Here is a 20,208-nt window from a genome sequence, read left to right as displayed (position 1 = left end):
TATTGTCAAACAATAAAGATAAAGAAATTAGATTACAGTTTTTTAGTGTGAAATATATTGAAAATGTTTAAAGACCTAATAATAGAAGAAAGGGTGAAGATTCATATCTAGTAAGTAATTATGTATTTGGAACAGGGGGAGAATAAATGTATCACATAGGCTATATAAAGCTGTCAGATTTTGATAAAGAAAAATACATACATTCAATCGAAAAAGAATGCTTAATCGAAAAACTTGATCAAAATAGGATCGGGCAACTTTCACAATCAATCGACGGTATCATTATTTTTGGCACAAATGATGACATTATTTGTGAAGCTAGTGAATTGATTTTAAAAATAAGAGAGCAATCAGATGCTTTCATTTGGATTGCTGCACAAAAAATGAATAACATCAGCAAGGTAGTTTTTCTCCAATTAGGTGCAGATAGTATTTTTGATGATAATCAGACTTCAGACATTTTCCGATTAACTATAACAAATGCATTGAAAAGAAACCAGTTGGAGCAACCTGGAATACCGCTAGGTTTGGATACAGAAAATGATTCATTTACGTTAGATAGCAGAAACCAAGTAATGAGAATTGGAGGAAAACCGACGACGCCACTAACAAATTTAGAATATAGAACATTGCAAGTTCTTGCAGATAATATGGGGAACACCGTAACATATGAAGAAATTTTTGAAGCGGTCTGGCATCAAAAATATAATAATGAAAAATACAGGATCGCTAATATTATGTTCCATATTAGAGAAAAAATAGAGAGAGAGGCTTCAAGTCCCGTCTTTATAAAAACAGTCAGGTCAAGAGGATACTTACTTTGCAACGAATAATAGGAAATATGTAACTACCTTTTTTGAAAGGGGACAACAAAAAATGAAAAAAAGAAAAATAGTGGTGATTGGTTGGATCATGGCATTTTTTTCAGTGATCAGTATCCTATTTATGATCAAGTCATTTTCACCGATCAAAGCGGCGGAACAGGCAAATGATCAAGTTAAAATCGATATATCTACCCAAACAGACTCAAGCTGCGCAACGGTTGTTTTAACTATCGGCAATACGGAGAAACAAAGTTTAATACTGGAAACGGAAGGTCTCAAATATATCGAAGATGAAGCAATAGAAAATGGTGCTGATTCAACCTTTGATGGAAAACTTGTGGTAACAGATTTAAAAGAACAAAAGAATAAAAAATTGCTTATAGAGGGCGGTACAAAACAACTTGTTTTGTCTTTTTCAGTAGAGCAAGAAGCAACTGGAAATTCAGGTAAAATCAATCTTTTGGGGGATCAGCAAGTGGTTTTGGCCGAAAAAAACGTTGATTTCACTCCAGCTAAAATGAAAGAAATGCAATCGGTAGAACAAGAAGCAAAACCGCTGAAACAATCAAGAGCATTGACAAGAGATGCAACTACACCGCCGGTTGATAGTCTACCATTGTTGGATGTTTTTCGAGCGCCAATTGGGACAGGCCCAGAACTGATCAATAATGGAAAAGTTTTGCGGGTCACAAAAAATATGGGTAGCCAGATCGGAGCGATCTGGTCTCAACAAAAATTAAATCTAAAAAAAGATTTTCACCTGAAATCCTATTTATATTTAGGAAATAGAGGAGCAAGTGCCGGGGATGGAATTACCTTCACACTACAAAATGATCCTAGAATGGCAACAACCCCTACAGCTGTTATTGGCTCTTCTGGTATGGGATTAGGTGCGTATTATGGTGGTCGTTCTGGAAATCCATACGTTCAAAGAGGGTTATCGATCGAATTTGATACTTATTTTAATAATGGATCAAGTAATCGTATGGATCGAGAAGTTGGTGAAAACGGTAAAAAAGGTCATGTGGCATTTGTTACACCTGGACTACAAAATAATAGCTATACGGGTCAGCATCACAGCTGGATTTTATCACCTGAATATTTATCGAATGATACATGGAGAACACTAGATGTTATATGGAATTCTGCTACTCAGACCTTATCTTACACACTTTCTGGAGTAGGTTCAGACTCGTATCGGATTCCTGATCTGAATACAAAATTTGGTGGCACAGAAGTTTATTGGGGCTTTACTGGATCTACAGGTGGATCTTACGAGGAAAATGCCATAGCGATTACACAATTACCAGGAGACATTGAACAAACAGCGCAGATAGAAAATCTTACTCAAAATAGTGCACTGCAAGAAACCGTGGATGCTAAGAAAAACGACACGTTGAAACTAAAAGATACGATTATTTTTGATGGAAATAGCATTATGAGTACAGATGGAACGAAGATGAGAGTAAATTTAGCTGAGGGATTGACCTATAGAGCAGGGACATTGGCTTTAGATGGGGTGAAAATACCTGAAACGTCGATCCAACAAGTAAATAATCAATTAATCATTTCCAATCTAGCGTTTTCACGCGCAGATGTTCCTTATGAGCTAAGTTTAGAGGCAACAGTTACAAGCAGCCAAAATGATGTTCAACTAAAAACGACATTTGATTACCTTTCTTCAGTAAATGAAGTTGGGTCTTCATCTAATCCAGTAATCGTGAACATCCCTTTAATAAAAGGACACGTAACGATTCATTATGTCGACGAAAATAAAGCTGATTTAGCAGCTCCTAAAACAATCAATCAAAAAGTTGGGACAGTCTATAATGAAACACCTATCACTATTGCCGATTATCTATATGATCGGACAGAAGGAAATGCGTCAGGAACAGTTCAGGAAACGCCACAAGATGTTTATTTTTACTACAAAAAAGCGAAAGCCAATTTGACGATTCAATTTGTAGATGAAGCTAATGGCAAATTACATGAAGCATTAGTAAAAGAAAAAACAATCGGCGAAAAAGTAGATTTAACGAAAGACCAAGAAGTAAAAGAAGCTATTACGGAAGTTCTTACTAAACGATATTTGTTGGAAACTTCAGGACGCCCAACAAATGAAACGGCAGTATTGATCGAGGCGAATGGTACGCAAGTAACCTACACATTCCAAGGAACGTTATCTATTTATTCTGGGCCAACGGAAATTGATTTTGGTAGTCATGAAGTCAGTTGGAAGGGCACAAAGGATGCTAATCCTTCCTATGATCAACCATTAGTTATTTGGGATAATCGTAAAAATCTAGATAGTTGGAAGCTATCAGTCAAGTTAGAGGGCGAGCTAAGTATTCCTGACAGTCCTACTCATGTACTGAATGGTGTTTTAAGTTATCAAACAGCAACAGATAAAAAAACACTATCTGTCGATGCCCAAGAAGTATTGCGGACAAAACATGAAGCTTCTGGTCAATACAATGTTTCAACTAAGACATGGGGACCAGATAAACAAGGGCTTCGCTTGGATGTTCCCTCTGGGGCAGTGAAAGTAATCGGCGAGTATGAAACAACACTGATTTGGCGTGTAGAAGAGGCTTATTAGACAATGGAGGGAAAATCAATGAAACAAAAAGCAGTATATTTCCTATTGACCTCTGTTCTCTGTATTGGCATTGGTTTGGGTTGTTATACGCCGGTTCATGCTGAAGAAATAGGTCAAGTTCAGACGAACGCAGGTATTGGTTTTTATGAAGCTAGTACGGATAGCAGCTCAATAGAATCGACGACAACGGTAACGCAACCAGACAGCTCTATAAAACCTAAAGGTAGATACCCTTCAACAGGAGAATTAGTGAAAAAAAGTTTAGTAATCAGCGGCGCCATTCTTATTCTTTTGGTTGTGTTGTTTATTTTATGGAAACGTAAAAAGAATCAGCAAACAAAAAATGGGAAGGAAGGGTAAACATGTTGGAAAAGAACAGTACAATACTCCAATTATCATTTGTAGTCATGACATTATCCTTTTTACAACCACTAAATGTGAATGCTGAGCCACTTAGTCATTCGGAAAATGGAAAAATTCAGTTTACTGGAGAATATCCTAAAGGGGTTGTTGATCCAGAACATCCTAATAAAGGTGTAGATCCCGGGCCAAGTCCTACAACCGATGGGCCATTAAGATTTGAATTTGTTCCTCAGTTAAGTTTTTGGAATAACGAGATCTCAGAAAAAGATCAGGTGTATTATGCAAATGCACAGTTATTTTTAGACGGAACAGGTGCAAGGGGAAATTTTGTACAACTCTCGGATTACCGGGAGAAAGGGAGCGGTTGGACCTTGCAAGTCCGCCAAGAAAATCAATTAAGGAATGAGTCTACGAAAAATAAAGAGTTAAAAGGGGCAGTGATTTCTTTTGATCAATCGTGGACGAATTCAGTCAATAGTGCAGGGTATGCCCCAAGTGTCTCCAAAGAAGTGATCCATATCAATAATATTGGTGAGACCTACGACTTAGCACAGGCACGACCAGGTACTGGGGAAGGAACATGGTCGATCATTTTCGGTGCTTCGATCGACAATGGTCAGGGGCGAAAAGATACTCTAAGCCCCAGAATCGACCAACATGGACAGCCATTTATAGATGCGGCTTTCAACAATCAGCCGATTTATCAAAATAGTGCAGTCTCTTTAACCATACCAGGTAAAACAAAAAAGGACCCAGTCCACTATCAAACGATGTTAACTTGGATATTATCTGAGTTGCCATAAATAAAAACATTTTGGGAGGAAACAGAAATGAAATTAACACACAAATTATGCGGAGTAGCGTTATTAACAGCAGTCGGAATCGGACTTGCTTTACCATCAGCAACAAAAGCAGACGGCGGAGATGAAAAAGTTCACTCATCAACAGGTAAAGTGAAATTTACTCAAGAAGGTACTGGAACGGATACTGTGACACCGCCAGAAACAGACGGTCCTGAAATCACAGAACCAACTGGAAATACGGATAATGGTCCATTGAAAGTAATTGCTATTTCACCACTTGATTTTGGTACAAATGAAATCACTTCAGCAACAGCAGGTGGCTGGGAATACTATGCAAAAATCTTTAAAACAACAGAAAAAGACAATGAAGCAAACGAAGTTGAAATGCCTAACTTTGTCACCTTTAAAGATGAACGTGCAGATGATAAACCAAACAAATACACTTTAACTGCCAAAGCAACAACTTTCACGAATACAGCGGGTAAAGAATTGAAAGCAGCTACGATCACATATGATAACATCCGTTTAACAACAACAGGCGATGCTGGTCAAATTAACTCTGCAGCAGCACCAACAACAAAAGTATTAGCTACAGATGGAACAACTCCTTCTGAATTTGTAAATCAAGATGCGGATGATAAAGGATTTGGTCGTTTTGATTTAGTTTTCGGTAAAATTGCTGATAGCAATGCAGATAAATCAGTAAAACTTTGGATTCCAGCAGCAAATAACAAATTATCAACAGCAAGTGAGTACACATCAACAATCACTTGGACTATTGCAGATACACGTGCTCCGGAAGTACCTGAGACTGGCGAATAAATCATAAAAGTATGTTTGGAACAGGCTCATCCATGTTATCACTGTGATGAGCCCTGTTCTCTTTGAAAGAAGGCAAAAAAATGAAGAAAAGAATAATCAATTGGGTAATGAGTATCCTATACATAGCAATAGCTTTCTTTATATTACCGAATAGTGTGTTGGCAGATAAAGAAAGTGAACAAACTGCTAGTGGTGGATTTACCTATAAAGTGATCTACCCAGACAATCAACATAAAGAAGTAAGTTACTTTGATTTAAGAATGAAACCAGCTCAAAAACAAACAGCTATTATTCAAATGAGTAACAGCTCAGAGAAGGAAATTACAGTCGATATCAGTTTAAATGGGACAAAAACTAATAGTAATGGTGTTTTAGAAAATGGTCCTTCAAGCTTAGAAAAAGATTCATCGTTAAAATATGACTTTGCTGAAATTGTAAAAGGGCAAGAATCCGTAGTGATCCCGCCCCAACAAACAATCGACTATCAACTAGAAATAACGATGCCTGAAACAACCTTTGATGGTGTTATTTCAGGTGGTATTTATATGATTCAAAGGGACCAAGCTTCGGAAAAACAAGCAGGTATGATCAAGAATAAATATGCCTATTTAGTCGGAATGTTATTGACTGAAACAGACAAAAAAATCAAACCCGATCTAGAATTAAATAAAGTCTATGCGGATCTAAAAAATTATCGAAATACAATTGTTATCGATTTTTCCAATACACAACCTGCTTATTTAGATAACATGGCAGTAGATGTTCAAATAATGGGACAAAAATCGGATGAAGTTCTATATGAAACAAAGCAGACAAAAATGCGGATGGCACCCAATTCTAAAATCAATTTCCCTGTATCAATGAATGGTGAAAAAATGGTGCCAGGAGATTATCGTGCCCATATTTTAGTATCGGCTAAGACTGGTGAGAAGTGGGAATGGGAACAAAATTTTATCATCACAGATGAAGAAGCTGATAAGTTCAACCAAGAGGATGTCAGTCTACTACAAGAAAACCGAATCAACTGGCAATTGATTGTAATGATTATTGTAGGTGTTCTTGTAGTGATCTTGATTATATTTGTGATAGTTCGCATCATAAATAAAAAGAAAAATAAGAAGAAAAGAAAAACAACTGGGCGGAAAAAAAGCTGATGTTGAAAAGGATAAGGTGAAGTGTGGGGAATGTTGTCACCCTATTGTTATCTAGCTGCGCAGGCTAACTCCTCGGGAAAAAGATAAAAATAGTTTGTGGTAAAGAACACCACAATCGATTTTTCCTATTTTCCAGTCGGAGCTAAACGAGCCCACTACGCTTTTACTGTTATCTAGCTGCGTGGGCTAGTCTCTAGGAAAAAAGACAAAATCTGCCTGTGACGAAAAGCGTCACAAACATATTTTCCTATTTTTCTACGAGACTAAACGAGCCCACTACGCTTTTATTGTTATCTAGCTTCTCAGGCTAACTCTTGGGGAAAAAGATAAAAATAGTTTGTGGTAAAGAACACCACAATCGATTTTTCCTATTTTCCTGTCAGAGTTGATCAAGCCTGCTACGCTTTTATATTAGGAGGATAGAAGTATGTCATTACTGGATTGGGTATTTATTGGAACACTATCAAGTGCTATCCTCTTTGCACTATTTTCTTTATTTAGTATTTTTTTCCTTTTTAGTACAGGAAAAAAAATTCAGCAACTTACAAGAATTAAAACAAAAAATACCCGGAAACGTAAAAAGATCAGACGAACATTGAAAAAAGTCAAAGGTAAACGTAAGAAACAGCGTTGGGGCTTAGTAATTTGTGTAGTTCTTGTTGGTATCTTAAGTAGTACAGCCTTTTACGCTCGTTATTATCAGGCAACGAATTTAGGTGAAAGAGATTCAGAAGGGATCGTTCAAGGTTATTATTTACTCAATGAAACCAAAAATCAAATCGATGCGTTGAGTGAAAGCCACAATTCAGAGAAATCTGAAAATAACTTAAGAGAATTAGCGGCAAAGCTTTCTAGTTTCGGGATGCGTGGCGCTGATGGCCGTTTGACAGAAGAAGGGCAACGACTATTGACTCGGTATTATAATCAGGTCAAAGAATTAGGCCTAAATCTGAATAATCAAAGTGCTGAAATGTTAAGTAATCAAGAGATACGTGAAACCTATCTCAATGATCTACAAAAAGCACAAAAAACGCAAAGTAAAATCATTACCTATTTTAAAATCAATGAAAGTGCATTGAAACAAAAAAAATAAGCAGATGAAACCAATGACTAAAAAAAAGAAGAAAAATGATTATAACAGCCATAGAAAAAAACGTTCGAGGAGTCAGGTCCGAAAATTATCCCCGAATAGCAAGAGAATGAAATCAACGAAAGAGCTGTGGAAAGAAATAGGATTGACTATTTTTATCGTGCTCTTTCTTTTTATTGTGATGTCCATGACTCTTTTTTCTTTACCCAAAAGTGAAGGATATGGTATGGCACCTACAGTCAATGATGGTGAACGCGTTTTTGTAAATCGACTTGGAACCGTTCGACGTTTCAAGTTGATTTATTTTAAAGTCCCCGATAGCAAAGATAAATCAATTCGTCGCGTGATCGGGCTGCCAGGTGAAAGTATCCAATACAAGAATGATCATCTGTTCATCAATCAACAAGAAAGTGTGGAACGTTTTTTACAAAGCCAACTAAAACGAGCGGAACAAAATGAAGAGCTGTTAACAACGGATTTTCGGTTGCAGCAAATCCCTAATAATAAATATGCTCGAATTCCAGCAGGAAAGTATTTAGTGTTAGGTGACAATCGACCTTATTCATCAGATTCCCGTTATTATGGCTTAGTGGATGAAAAAGAGATCATTGGAACAGTAGAAATGCGGATTTGGCCGTTACATATGTTGACTAGCTACTAAAATCAAAGGACAGAGAGATGAATAAGAAAATTAATCATAAAAGTAAACCAGCGCCAAGAAAACGGAAAAAAACAAAAAAGCCATATATGCAGTTCGCGGCTTTAGTATCCAATGGTACTTTTTTCTTGTGTATATTTCTAGGCATCTTTTTTTTAATCAAAGTTGGCCCCCATGTTGTAGATGGTTCATCGATGTTTCCAACATTGGAAAATGGCGATCGGATTTTTGTAAATAAAGGGGAAATACCAAAGCGGTATTCGATTGTGACGCTAGATCCATTGAAAAAAAAGAAAGAATCTTACGTAAAACGAGTGGTTGGTTTGCCAGGAGATTATATTTGGTTAGAAGGAACAAGTCTATTTTTAAATCAGGAGCAACCCACTTTTTCTGTTGAAGGGAGTAGCAAATCTAGTCACCTTCCTGATGGAACGATAAAAATCACAGTGAACAGAGCTGTTGCACATAAAATGGGAGGACTAAAACAGATTCCCGCAGATAATTATTTTGTGTTAGGAGATAATCGTAATCACTCAAATGACAGCCGTTCCTTCGGCTTGGTTTCCGCAAAACAAATTGAAGGTGTAGCGATGTATCGTTATTATCCATTAACTCGTTTAGGGAGACTGCACTAAAAATTAGATAAGAATAGAAAGGAAACATATGAAAAAACAACGAGCACTATTTTTCTCAGGGAGTACTAGGTATGCTGTGGCTAGTTTTGTCTTGCCCATTGTTATATTAGCCGGTGTCTATTTTTCTATCGGTATTTATCCTGGTAGTAAAATCAGTATCTTAGCTAGCGACGGATTTGGACAATATGCTAATTTTTTTGCTAGTTTCAATAATTTGATGAAAAGTGATCAGAGCATTTATTACACCTGGTTTGGCTCATTAGGATTAAACTATTTATCATTGATCAGCTATTATTTAGGTGGTATCTTTACTCCTTTTGTTTATTTTTTTGATAATCAGAATATTCCTGATTTTATTTATTATTTAACGCTGGTAAAAGTCGGCTTTGCAGGTCTAGCGTTTTGGTTTTTCTCTACTCAAACATTTCACCTACCTAGATGGGGGAAGCTTTTGTTGAGTGTTAGTTATGCTTTGATGGGATTTACGATTGCAAATTCAGAAATGGTCATGTGGTTAGACGGCCTGATTTATTTTCCTTTGGTTATTTTAGGTATCCACCTTATTATGGATAAACGTCAGTCTTGGCTTTTATTTATCAGTTATTTCTTGTTGTTTATCTCCAATTTTTATATTGGTTTTATGATTGGTGTCTATTCATTTCTTTACTTTGTTGTACGCTTATTTACAAATCGTACGCGCTATTTAAAATGCCTGCCAAGTTATCTCTTGACATCGTTACTGGCAGGAGGCGCATCTATGATGCTATTATTTCCAGCGTTGGTCGACTTACGGACGAATGGGGAAGCGTTGACGACTATAAAGAGTTGGAAAACAGCTGCCACAGGTCCTTGGGATCTAGTGGTCAAAAATATGGTTGGTGTCTATGATACGACTCGTTATGGCTCAATTCCGTTTATTTACGTGGGATTGTTACCGCTAGTTTTTGGCCTATTTTTCTTTTTAAGTAAGAAGATACTACTAAGCAAAAAAATTTGTTATGGTCTGTTATTGATCGTATTGGCGACTAGTTTTTATGTGGAACCGCTGAATTTATTTTGGCATGGATTGCATGCGCCAAATATGTTTCTTTTTAGGTTCAGTTTCTTATTTTCTTTTACGATTTTATTATTGGCAGGATATGGCTGGTCGGCGTATAAAAAAGAAGATTTTGAACAGGTGGTCAATATTTTTCTTGGGTTGATGATGTTATTTACAGTTACCAGAGTAGTTACAGCAAAAAGTCAGCAATACGACTATTTGACATATACATCATTTATACTAACGTTGATTTTTCTAGCAGTTTATCTAGTGTTTTTCTTTTGTAACTATAAAGTTAAAGGCCAAACAAAGATACTGGTCTGTCTATTTATGGGGATTTTTTTCTTTGAAGTGGGAGTGAATACACGATTGCTAGTGAAAGGCATCCAAGGCGATTGGGGCTATGCAGAGCGGTCGGGTTATGAGAAAGATTATAAAGATATTCAAAAGCTAGTTAAACAGACTAAAGACGAAAACGACTCCTTTTATCGTATGGAAAATAATACAGCCAGCTCACCTAATGAAAGTTTTCGCTATGGGTATAGTGGCATCGGCCTGTTTTCATCGATCAGAAATCGACATTCTTCTTTCTATATGAATACATTAGGCTTTCGCTCATATGATACGAATTTGTCTATCCGATACCAAAATAATACTATTTTGATGGATACACTGATGGGCGTTAAATATAATTTATCATATACTGACGTGTCTAAAGCAGGTTTTGAGAAAATAAATACGATGGGTGACTATCAACTGTATAAAAACCAATATGCATTGCCGATGGGGATTTTGACGGATGAGGAAATTTATGATAAAGAACTTGCCAATGATCCTGCCAGTCTTCTGTTGGCCCTCTCTGGTAATGAAGAAGCGCTGTATGCAACGGCTTTTCCAGAAATAATCAAAACAGAGAATGCGATCTTAAAGGAAGGCGTTAAGTATGATAAAAATACGTTGATTTTAAAGGCAAAAGAAAAAAATGAGCCGCTAAAAATCAAATGGAAAATAGCAGTGAATCCTCACTCTCAAGTGTATCTGGATTTATTTCCAGCAAACTTTAGGGGACAAGAGCGTACTGAAATACATGTTACGTCAGACAAGCAGAAAACGAGGACATCATTAACAAAAACAGGACAGTTTTATTCTTTAGGGGATTATGAAACCGCACAAGACATTACTGTGGAAGCCATATTCTATTATACAGATCAGTTGGAATTAGTTGATCCAACAGTCATGATGTTAAACACAGAAAAATATGCAAAGGCCGCACAAAAAGCACAAGAAAAAGGCGTAAAATTTCAAGTAAGAGGGCGTAAGGCCACCGCCACGGTTACAACAGAAAAAGAGCGAATTCTATTTACGACAATTCCGGCAGATAAAGGCTGGCAAGCAAAAGTAGATGGAGAAAAGGTTCCCATTCGTACAATCAATGATGGTTTACTAAGTATCTCAATTCCCGCGGGGAGACACCATGTGGAATTTATCTATAGACCGCAAGGCTTGCTCCTAGGAAGCTTCTTGTCTCTCTTGAGTATAGTTAGTTTTGGTGCTTATCAATATTATTTGATTCGTCGTAACAAGTACTAGAGTGAACAAGGTTCTGATGAATGGTAGCATATTGGAGGGGATTATATGAAGAAAGTTCCGGCAATAGTCATCTTTTGTTTACTGTTTCTTGTAGGATGTAAAACGGGCATCGAAAAAAATATTTCTGAGCAGAAGAATGATGGAGCAAACTGGTCAAAAAAACGTACAAATTTATTTAGTTCATTGGATTACCCGGAACTATCTAAAATAGAAGCAAACAAGCTCATGAAAGAAAAATTCGATTTAACAATGCCGCTTTTTTTTGAGCGGTCATTAGCATTAACACAAGAAACATTGTTGTTAGAGACCCCAGTGCAGTATGCAATCAAAAGTGAAGCAGAGAATCTGACGATTCGAGGGATCGTTATAGGAAAAAAGACTACTGATCCAAACTATACTGGATTAGCAGAAGCCCATTTTCAAGTGAATCAACAAAAACAACAAGTTTATTTAACGAAGCAATCGATAGTGATTCAATGTTCAGCATCAGATAATAAACTTCAAGGAGAAACGGTTCGTTTACTCTTAAGAAGACTAGGTGAAGCGATGGAATTACCAGACTTGGATCAGGTAATGAAACAAGCAGAGCAGAAAATGGCACAAACTAAGGACGAAGGTTCTAGCCAAATGATTGAAATCTATAATGATAGTGAAACAGCAAAGAAGCAACAATCTACCAGCCGGATTCTAACGATCTTCTATGACGAAAACAACATGGTTAAAGAAATAGATGGATTAATTTCGATTGAGTAAGGGTCAGAATAAAGCGAGCTTGTAGCATAACTTTTTAAGTTACGCTACAAGCTCGCTTTATTTATTGACAGAACATGACAAATGTCATATAAATCCATGACAAGATCATCTAACGTAGTCCCCTTATAAACAGATAAAATAAGGACATAAGTAAAGGGGAGAAAAAAATGATCACAGTCAATAAACTCACAAAAACAATTAATAAAACAACAATTTTAAATACTATTTCTTTAACCGTAAACCAAGGGGAAATCATTGCTTTGGTTGGTCCAAATGGTGCAGGCAAAACCACATTGATCAACTGTTTAACTGGACTGATCCGGCCAACAACTGGTGAAATCAGTCTCTTAGGGGCAAATCCCATGAATAAAAAAAATAAACTTAAAATGGGTGTTATGCAGCAAGAAAGTACGACTTTAGAAAATGTCAAAGTCAAAGAACTACTAACTCTGTTCCGGAGTTTCTATCCTAATCCGCTTTCTCTAGAGGAATTACTGGACATAACTGGGTTAAGTGAACAACAAAATACCTATACGACTAAATTATCTGGCGGACAAAAACGACGCCTAACATTTGGGTTAGCCATTATTGGAAATCCAGAACTACTTTTTTTAGATGAACCGACAACCGGAATGGACGTTACTAGCCGTAAAATTTTCTGGGAAAAAATCAATACACTAAAAGAACAAGGCAAAACAATTATCTTGAGCACACATTATTTGGAAGAAATTGAAAAAGTCGCAACTCGAATTTTACTAATGAAACAAGGTACGCTGGTTCATGATGGGACATTAGCAAGTATTCAAGCTGAAATGTTGCAAAATAAATTGACCTTTCAGTTGTTAGACAATGAAGACGAAGCAAAGCTAGCAGATTTACCGTATGTCTCAACGATTGAAAAAGAGGAAGACCAAGTAACGCTATATTCATCAAATAGTGATGAAACACTTATTGAGTTATTCGTAGCCAAAATCAAATTTAGAGATCTATTGATTATCCCAGGGAACTTAGAAACGGTCTTTAATACCTTAGTCGAGGAGGAAACTAAATGAACGCATTGATCATTCAAACTAAAACAGATTTAAACCGCTCGTTATTTAGAAGCAAACCTTTTATCTTTTTTTCTTTAGGCATGCCGGTCGGTTTCTATTTGCTATTTACAAAAGTATTTAATATGGGGGTTCCTGAAGAGTATCTGGCTGTTTTTTACAAAGACAGTATGATTCAAATGGCGACGTATAGCGTAATGATCAGCTCGCTCTTTTCTTTTTCAATGACGTTGATCGAAGATCGTAAGCAAGGTGTGAAGCAGTTTTTACGTTTATCTCCGTTGCCTGAAAGAAGCTATTATCTCAGCAAAATTCTAACCCAGTTTTTGATCAATACGTTATTATTAGTCGTAATTTTCATAGTGGGGCATTTTGTAAATGGTGTTCAAATGGACTTTGGCGCGTGGGTATTCAGTGCCTTGTGGATTTTATATGGTTGTTTACCGATTGTCGCATTAGCCACGATTGTCAGTCTTGTAAAAGATCCCAACACAGCAAGTGTATTGAACAATATGATCTTGATGCCGCTTGCGATCATAAGTGGATTGTGGTGGCCGATCGATATGTTTCCAGAGATAGTTCAAAAAATGGCGACAGGCTTACCAACTTATTATGCAGCACAAGGTGCGAAACAGCTAGCAGCAGGACAATTACCAGATAGCAAAGGAATCTTGATCATCTTCATTTATTTTGTAGGAATTATGGTATTATCAATATATCTGAATGGTCGTAAAGAAGAAATAAAACGTTAGGGGTAAGTTATGATTGGCAAGTTTAGGTTGTATCCAAAAGAGGATGGTTTTGTTTCGTTTATATGGTTGATTTTTATTTTGATTCCGATCATCGCAATGTTTCCCTATGATAATGTTGATAAGCAACTAGCGCTAGCTACTCTGGGGATTTTTGTGGTGACCTATCGAAACTGTTTATTTAATGGGAAGTGGTTTCCATTTTGGATGGCGTTGATGTATGGAATATCACTGTTTTATACAATGTACTTTGGTTATATCTATTTGTTTATCTATCCAGCGTGGATGATTGGTTTTATTCCAATGAAGAAGCACGTGTTTAAGTATTATTATATTGCGTTATTATGCACACTAACACCTGTGCCGTTTGGTTTAAGTCAATTGCCGGAATATGTGACACAAGATTTGAAAATCACGATTTTTGTGTATGGATTTTTTATCTGTGCGGCTCCATTTGCTGGTCGATCGATTCGTAAACAGGCGGAATTGCGGAAACAAATGTATCAGTCTACGCAGCGGATGGAATACGTGATCAAACAAGAAGAACGTTATCGGATCGCAAGAGATTTACATGACACATTAGGTCAATCGTTATCGATTATGACGATCAAAACAGAATTAGCAGGAAAACTGCTAGACAAAGATTCTGAACGAGCGAAAAAAGAAATTGCAGAAGTTGCAGAGACCTCCAGAGGAACCCTGCAAACAGTTCGGGAAATAGTTTCGAGCATGCGTCATGTTTTGATTGCCGAAGAAATGATCACGATTGAAAAAAGCTTACGGGCTGCGAAAATCATTTTATCCACAGAAGGGGAAGAGTTAACTGCCGAGCTAGCTACAGACCTCCAAAATACGGTGAGTTACTGTTTACGTGAATGTGTCACGAATGTGATTCGTCATAGTAGAGCCAGCCACTGTAGGATCATCATTGAAAAGAGTGGCGTAAATTATATCTTTACAGTTGCAGATGATGGTAAAGGAATGAAAGACTCGATTCAGGGGAATGGACTGATGGGATTAAAAGAGCGAATCGAAAGCATCTGTGGAAAACTCGAATTTACTCAAAAAAATGGGATGAAGGTGATATTCACAGTGCCTGTGGATAAAAAAGAGGAGCCGATCAATGATTAGACTAATTATCGCTGAAGATCAAGGGTTACTGTCATCAGCTTTAGCAACGATTCTGGGATTAGAAGAGGATTTAGAAGTTGTAGGGATCGCCAAAAATGGTGTGGAAGCATTGGAACTGATTGAAAAGCATCAACCAGATGTTTGCTTGACTGATATCGAAATGCCTTTAAAAACGGGCTTAGATATAGCGGAAGAGTTACGGTATCGAGAACAAAAGGTGATCATTTTAACTACGTTTGCTAGAGAAGGCTATTTTGAACGTGCCGTGAAAGCGAACGTATCAGGTTATCTTCTAAAAGACACTCCGACAGATGAGCTGATTGAAAATATCCGCGCTGTGATGCAAGGGAAAAAATTTTATTCACCTGAACTTGTAACGGGACTGTTTTCACAGCAAGAAAACCCTTTGACTGAACGGGAACAAGAAGTATTGCTCGCAGTAGGGGAGGGCTTGTCCTCAAAGGAAATTGCGGGAAAGTTGTTTTTGACGAGCGGAACGGTACGAAATTATATGTCAGAGATTTTGAATAAATTAGGGGCAAAAAACCGAATTGACGCAGTAAGTATTGCTAAGGAAAAAGGCTGGATTTAATTAGGAAGATACATTTAGAGCAAATAAGAATAGGCATTAAATGTGGAAATGGATAGATAGTAAAAAAATGTTCTTTATTGATTAGTTTATCAATAAGTACCATGATATAAAATGTATTTATTTAATTTATCCATTATTATTGGAGAGTATATTTTATAAAGAAGTACTTAATTACTTATTTTGCATAATTCTGATTAAAAAAATAGCGCCCGTATCAACCGATACAGGTGCTACCTTTGTAGGTGTTGATTTTTTGTCAAGAAGATACCCTTTCATTTATCAACTTTGATGATTCTGAGTGTTATTTTAACCACTAACTAAAATGAAAGTTGTGATCAACGTTACAAGTGTGACTGAAGAAATAATCATAGCTATACCTCCTTTGCCATTTTGAATATTATGTTTTACATATTCATTATGATACAATTTAAGAAAAAAAGGAATGATTTTATTTTGAATATACAAGAGACCCTATTTTATATACGTAAAAAGAAGGAACTACCGCAACGAAAATTATTAAAATATGTCGATGCTTCCGTATATTCAAAAATTGAATCAGGAAGAAAAAATTTAACCTTTTCTGAACTACTGGAAATTTTAACCAACTTATCAATACCGTTGGATGAATTTTCAAATTATTTTGATAATGATTCTGTTGGAAAAACAATGAGAACTCTCTTGTATGAATATAAGGTAAATCCCAAAAATCTTACGACCAAAGAAAAGATTATTTCATACTTTAACACGTTGTATTTTTCTCAAGAGATGTCGCTAGAAGAATTATCTGATTATATCGTCATTAAAACTTTATTTTCCAATCAATGGAAAGAAGTGCTAATTTTATCTGATACAGAATTAGCAAAAATATTTACTCTTTTAAATGAAAAAAAATACTATTTTCATTATGATTACGCTATTCTCTCTAATACAATTTATTTATTTAGAGATGATCAAATAGATATTCTTATGAATAGAGCGTTCCCTGTAAAAGACATGGAGTATCGAAATGCTGCCACAAAAGAATTTATCACAAATTTAATTTGTAACTTGATTACTACGCTTATCAAAAAAAAGAAGTATAGCGAGTGTGCCTATTATATTGACTTAGCAAAAAAGGAACGGGAAAATTATGATTTACCTTATAAAATCATGTTAAAATTTTTAGAGAATATGGTGTCTTACGTTCAAAATAAAAATCAAACGTCTAAAGAAGAGTTAGAAGCAGCGATTAATTTTTTAAATTCTGTTGAAGAGTATGAACTAGCTACTGCGTTAAAGTTAGAATTAGAAAATATCCTTACAACAGATGAAGAACCAGTTATTATTTTTAGAAATCATTTCAATAAGCAATATTAGAATGTTGCCAATTTGGCAGAATATTCTTGTTTATTTTGTACAAGAAAGCAAATAGTAATATAATTAAACCATGTATAAATAAAAAATCCCTTAGCAATATAGGCATGGTGAAGTCTGCTAAGAGATTCATAAAAGGGATTTGCGCGCCTTTTTGTAGCTTATCGCTACATGTTTAGTTTACCATTTTTATGTTTAATTGTGTTAACTTATAGTGAATACAATAGTTTTTTATCTTATATCCTGTGATTCGGTCAATAAGAAATAAAAGAAGATACTCATCCATTGAGTATCTTCTTTTATTTCTTTAGGAAATGCCATTACTTTTTGTTCAGTATTAGGGTAGGTTTTCAATTTTTCTTCATCTCCTTTTTAGTAGGCGTATTTAGATTATCAAAATCTTACCAATCACACATTTGCTCATATTACTAGGCATAAGTTATGACGGGAGTTCCTCGTTGTCTGTAGGGTCTTATTTTTGAAGTCAACAAAATATGGTGACAGTTTCTGCTGAATTGATTTAAGTATACGATCGTTAATAATACGTCTATTCAAGTTAAGCAAATAAGACAATTTTATATAGTTAAAAAATTGTCTCAATGGTTCTTAAAAATAACTAGGTATATGGAGATTAATAATAGTAAAACTTTAACTAGATGTGTTTCAAAAAAGAATAGTAACGTTGGAATGTGATTAAAGAAGCGTTGAATACTTGATAAAAAGTCCTTTAATGATACGAGTAAACTTTTAAAAAAGCCGAAAAGAAAGAATCATCGTCGGCTTTTCAATCTGTATAGAAAATATAATACTATTAGAACCCTTGTTTAAAAGTTTTAAAAAAAATAATCATTTCAAGTTTTTGTAACAGAACAAAGAATAGTAGGTAAATAGTCTATTACTTCATCTAAACGATTGATGATATGGTCTGTGTATTTTTTCAGTTCTTGCTCTGTCCCGTTTCCAGATAATACTCCAATTCCTGCTAAACAAGTTTGTGCAAATTCCATGTCTACTGAGGTATCACCAATATGGATAACTTCTTCGTATTGCAACTGATTTTGGATACAAAATTCATCCAGCATTTCTCGATTTGGCTTGGCAAGAAAACGATCTGAGGTACCTACGAAATCAATATAGGAGTCAATACCTAAGGTTTTTAAAGTGTATAAGGTACTTTCATAATCATCTGCTGTAGCAATTCCTAAAATGATCGATTGTTCTTTCAGTTTATGCAAAGTTTCAACCAGATTTGGAACAGGTTCAAGAGAAAGTTTTTCTTCCTTTAGACAGACTAATTGATAATATTGAAAACTTTTAAGTAATTTTTCAGTATCATAGTCTAAATAACTTGCGATAATCGTGATAATTTCTTTAGTAGAAGCTGAAGATAACAATCCATCGCTAAGCAAGATTCCATTGCGATAGCCAATTTCTACTAAAATAGTTTCTGCTTTTTTACCATCGGTGAATTTTAAAATAAAATTTCTAACCATATGAACCCAATCTTTTGTAAAGTAGACTAGTGTACCATCTTTATCCATCAAAATACCTTTGATCATAAGGTCTCAGCTAACTCCTTCCAATAGGTCAGACTGGGCTGTTTCTCTCCAAAATAAACGGGATTAGTAAAGCCGATCAGTTTCCCTTCAAGGTCTCGAATGGTAACACGAATGTAGTTATAAGAATTGTTAACAAACTCAAAGGACTGTTGACTCTCTGATGATTCCTCTGTAGCCATTATTTCGCCATTGATAATCCATTCAATTCTACACGTATCGATTCCTGTTACGTTGGCGAAGGCCGTTATATGTTTTTGATAGGGCAATCGGCTACCGGCAATCTGACCTTCTACAGCAAAATCAATCTTACAATCAAAACGGCTAACCCAAACATTACCAGCTTTTACACGAGAAAGAATATTCGGAATATCTAACTTTTCTGAAAAAACATAGGTTGAAGGATCCCCAATAAGTGAAGGGAATTCGGCTTCTGGATAGCGATCATCAGGTCGTAAATGTGAATCAGATCCACCAATACCAGTGATTTTATGCCCATCAGATAATGCTTGATCCCAAGCTAACAAAGCTTTTTCGGTTGCATCAGGATTTAAGTGATACGTAGGATCATTCCAAATTTCAATGGCATCCACCAGGTGTAAGTTTGTTTCTCCCGCCAACCATTTCCATTCTCCTAGAAATGGATGATTGATGGAGTTTAAATGTTGTTGTGTCTCTTTCTTTTCAAAAGATTCAGCTAACTTTTCTGTAGTTTGGAGAAGAAGAAAACCTTTATCTTGAAAAGGACTGTTTCTAACACCAATTTGGTTATAGTGACCATGTGGAGATGTGATTTCCACTCCAGGAATAACGAGAACTTCTGTTGAATGAGGCCAAGAAGTTGGGACAATATTATGATCGGTTGCGGTAAAGAAATCTAGACCCATTTTCTCAGCTTGGATCAGGTTTTCCTCGCGGCTCATTTTTCCATCTGAGTAGATAGTGTGGGTATGAAAATCACCTCGATACCATTTAGTTTCTTCTTTTTTGTTTTGAGGGTTTTCATCTGTTAGTTCAAATACACCTTTTTTAATAGAATACCATGGATTTTCAGTAGGCAACGATTCTTTCAAATGTTTAAGCTGGGCGTTGTTTTTTTCAGTTACTTCGATTTCAATTTTTATTTTCTCAAGGGGAGTGTTTTCTTTCATAATGCCGCAAACCTCTAAACACCATGGTGCTGAACCGAAATTTCCTGCAATTGTGTTAGGAGAAAATTGGGTATTTTCTGTGATAATTACAGGTTGTGGGGTAGACGGTCCAATATATTCTGCCCTTATATTTCCGTTTCCGTCATAAAGAATATAAGAACACCAAATATCTCCAACTGTGAAGACCGTGATTTCCAAAGCGACTGTGCTTAGTGCTAGGTCAAGCTGAAAGGGTTTGTACAAAATATTGGGGCTACTGTTTTCTGTAGAAGGAGTTATGCTAAACTTCATTTTGAC

Annotated in this window: 18 protein-coding genes; 16 read left to right on the top strand and 2 right to left on the bottom strand. The window is 35.9% G+C overall.

Translation table 11 applies throughout. The annotated features are described in order from the left end of the window. Window positions 1-146: 146 nt before the first annotated feature. The 16 genes from A5819_RS05415 (at window position 147) to A5819_RS05340 (ending at window position 17,207) form a co-directional block, all read left to right on the top strand. Window positions 147-833: a winged helix-turn-helix domain-containing protein gene (locus A5819_RS05415; RefSeq protein ID WP_086277432.1), complete on the top strand. Its 687-nt coding sequence runs from the start codon at window positions 147-149 to the stop codon at window positions 831-833. Window positions 834-876: 43 nt separating this feature from the next. Then, the gene (locus tag A5819_RS05410; RefSeq protein ID WP_086277431.1) at window positions 877-3,423 is read left to right on the top strand and encodes a MucBP domain-containing protein; all 2,547 of its coding nucleotides are present in this window, start codon (window positions 877-879) and stop codon (window positions 3,421-3,423) included. Between the two features lie 18 nt (window positions 3,424-3,441). Next, the gene (locus A5819_RS05405; protein WP_086277430.1) at window positions 3,442-3,783 is read left to right on the top strand and encodes an LPXTG cell wall anchor domain-containing protein; all 342 of its coding nucleotides are present in this window, start codon (window positions 3,442-3,444) and stop codon (window positions 3,781-3,783) included. Window positions 3,784-3,785: 2 nt separating this feature from the next. Continuing rightward, entirely contained in the window at window positions 3,786-4,589 is an 804-nt protein-coding gene (locus A5819_RS05400; protein WP_086277429.1) for a WxL domain-containing protein, read from the top strand. 27 nt (window positions 4,590-4,616) lie between these two features. After that, window positions 4,617-5,411: a WxL domain-containing protein gene (locus A5819_RS05395; protein WP_086277428.1), complete on the top strand. Its 795-nt coding sequence runs from the start codon at window positions 4,617-4,619 to the stop codon at window positions 5,409-5,411. Between the two features lie 80 nt (window positions 5,412-5,491). Further along, window positions 5,492-6,565 carry a DUF916 and DUF3324 domain-containing protein gene (locus A5819_RS05390; RefSeq protein ID WP_086277427.1) on the top strand — a complete coding sequence of 358 codons (1,074 nt, stop codon included), beginning with the start codon at window positions 5,492-5,494 and terminating at the stop codon, window positions 6,563-6,565. 427 nt (window positions 6,566-6,992) lie between these two features. Next, on the top strand, window positions 6,993-7,658 hold the full coding sequence (locus tag A5819_RS05385; protein WP_086277426.1) for a hypothetical protein: 666 nt from the start codon (window positions 6,993-6,995) through the stop codon (window positions 7,656-7,658). 106 nt (window positions 7,659-7,764) lie between these two features. Further along, the gene (lepB, locus tag A5819_RS05380; RefSeq protein WP_254907221.1) at window positions 7,765-8,316 is read left to right on the top strand and encodes a signal peptidase I; all 552 of its coding nucleotides are present in this window, start codon (window positions 7,765-7,767) and stop codon (window positions 8,314-8,316) included. A 17-nt stretch (window positions 8,317-8,333) separates the two neighbouring features. Next, window positions 8,334-8,948: a signal peptidase I gene (lepB, locus tag A5819_RS05375; protein WP_086277424.1), complete on the top strand. Its 615-nt coding sequence runs from the start codon at window positions 8,334-8,336 to the stop codon at window positions 8,946-8,948. Between the two features lie 28 nt (window positions 8,949-8,976). Next, the gene (locus tag A5819_RS05370) at window positions 8,977-11,577 is read left to right on the top strand and encodes a YfhO family protein (RefSeq protein ID WP_086277423.1); all 2,601 of its coding nucleotides are present in this window, start codon (window positions 8,977-8,979) and stop codon (window positions 11,575-11,577) included. 45 nt (window positions 11,578-11,622) lie between these two features. Next, window positions 11,623-12,330 (top strand): hypothetical protein, encoded by a 708-nt coding sequence (locus tag A5819_RS05365; RefSeq protein WP_086277422.1) that lies wholly within the window; start codon window positions 11,623-11,625, stop codon window positions 12,328-12,330. A gap of 167 nt (window positions 12,331-12,497) precedes the next feature. Further along, on the top strand, window positions 12,498-13,382 hold the full coding sequence (locus tag A5819_RS05360; RefSeq protein WP_086277421.1) for an ABC transporter ATP-binding protein: 885 nt from the start codon (window positions 12,498-12,500) through the stop codon (window positions 13,380-13,382). Next, on the top strand, window positions 13,379-14,131 hold the full coding sequence (locus A5819_RS05355; RefSeq protein WP_086277420.1) for an ABC transporter permease: 753 nt from the start codon (window positions 13,379-13,381) through the stop codon (window positions 14,129-14,131). The genes A5819_RS05360 and A5819_RS05355 overlap by 4 nt, the downstream gene beginning before the upstream one ends. A gap of 9 nt (window positions 14,132-14,140) precedes the next feature. Continuing rightward, entirely contained in the window at window positions 14,141-15,259 is a 1,119-nt protein-coding gene (locus A5819_RS05350) for a sensor histidine kinase (RefSeq protein ID WP_086277419.1), read from the top strand. After that, window positions 15,252-15,851: a response regulator transcription factor gene (locus A5819_RS05345; RefSeq protein WP_086277418.1), complete on the top strand. Its 600-nt coding sequence runs from the start codon at window positions 15,252-15,254 to the stop codon at window positions 15,849-15,851. The genes A5819_RS05350 and A5819_RS05345 overlap by 8 nt, the downstream gene beginning before the upstream one ends. A gap of 453 nt (window positions 15,852-16,304) precedes the next feature. Then, window positions 16,305-17,207 (top strand): helix-turn-helix domain-containing protein, encoded by a 903-nt coding sequence (locus A5819_RS05340; RefSeq protein ID WP_176271365.1) that lies wholly within the window; start codon window positions 16,305-16,307, stop codon window positions 17,205-17,207. 848 nt (window positions 17,208-18,055) lie between these two features. Here the strand turns inward: A5819_RS05340 and A5819_RS05335 are convergent. Further along, the gene (locus A5819_RS05335) at window positions 18,056-18,763 is read right to left on the bottom strand and encodes an HAD family hydrolase (RefSeq protein ID WP_086277416.1); all 708 of its coding nucleotides are present in this window, start codon (window positions 18,761-18,763) and stop codon (window positions 18,056-18,058) included. Further along, complete coding sequence (locus tag A5819_RS05330; RefSeq protein ID WP_086277415.1) at window positions 18,760-20,202, bottom strand: CehA/McbA family metallohydrolase; 1,443 nt, start codon at window positions 20,200-20,202, stop codon at window positions 18,760-18,762. Before A5819_RS05330 ends, A5819_RS05335 begins: the two co-directional genes overlap by 4 nt. Window positions 20,203-20,208: the final 6 nt, after the last annotated feature.

Source organism: Enterococcus sp. 7E2_DIV0204 (assembly GCF_002140855.1).
GTDB classification, from domain to species: Bacteria; Bacillota; Bacilli; order Lactobacillales; family Enterococcaceae; genus Enterococcus_L; species Enterococcus_L lemimoniae.
The sequence above is the reverse complement of the archived record's forward strand: the minus strand, read 5'-3'. Positions and strand labels throughout refer to the sequence as shown.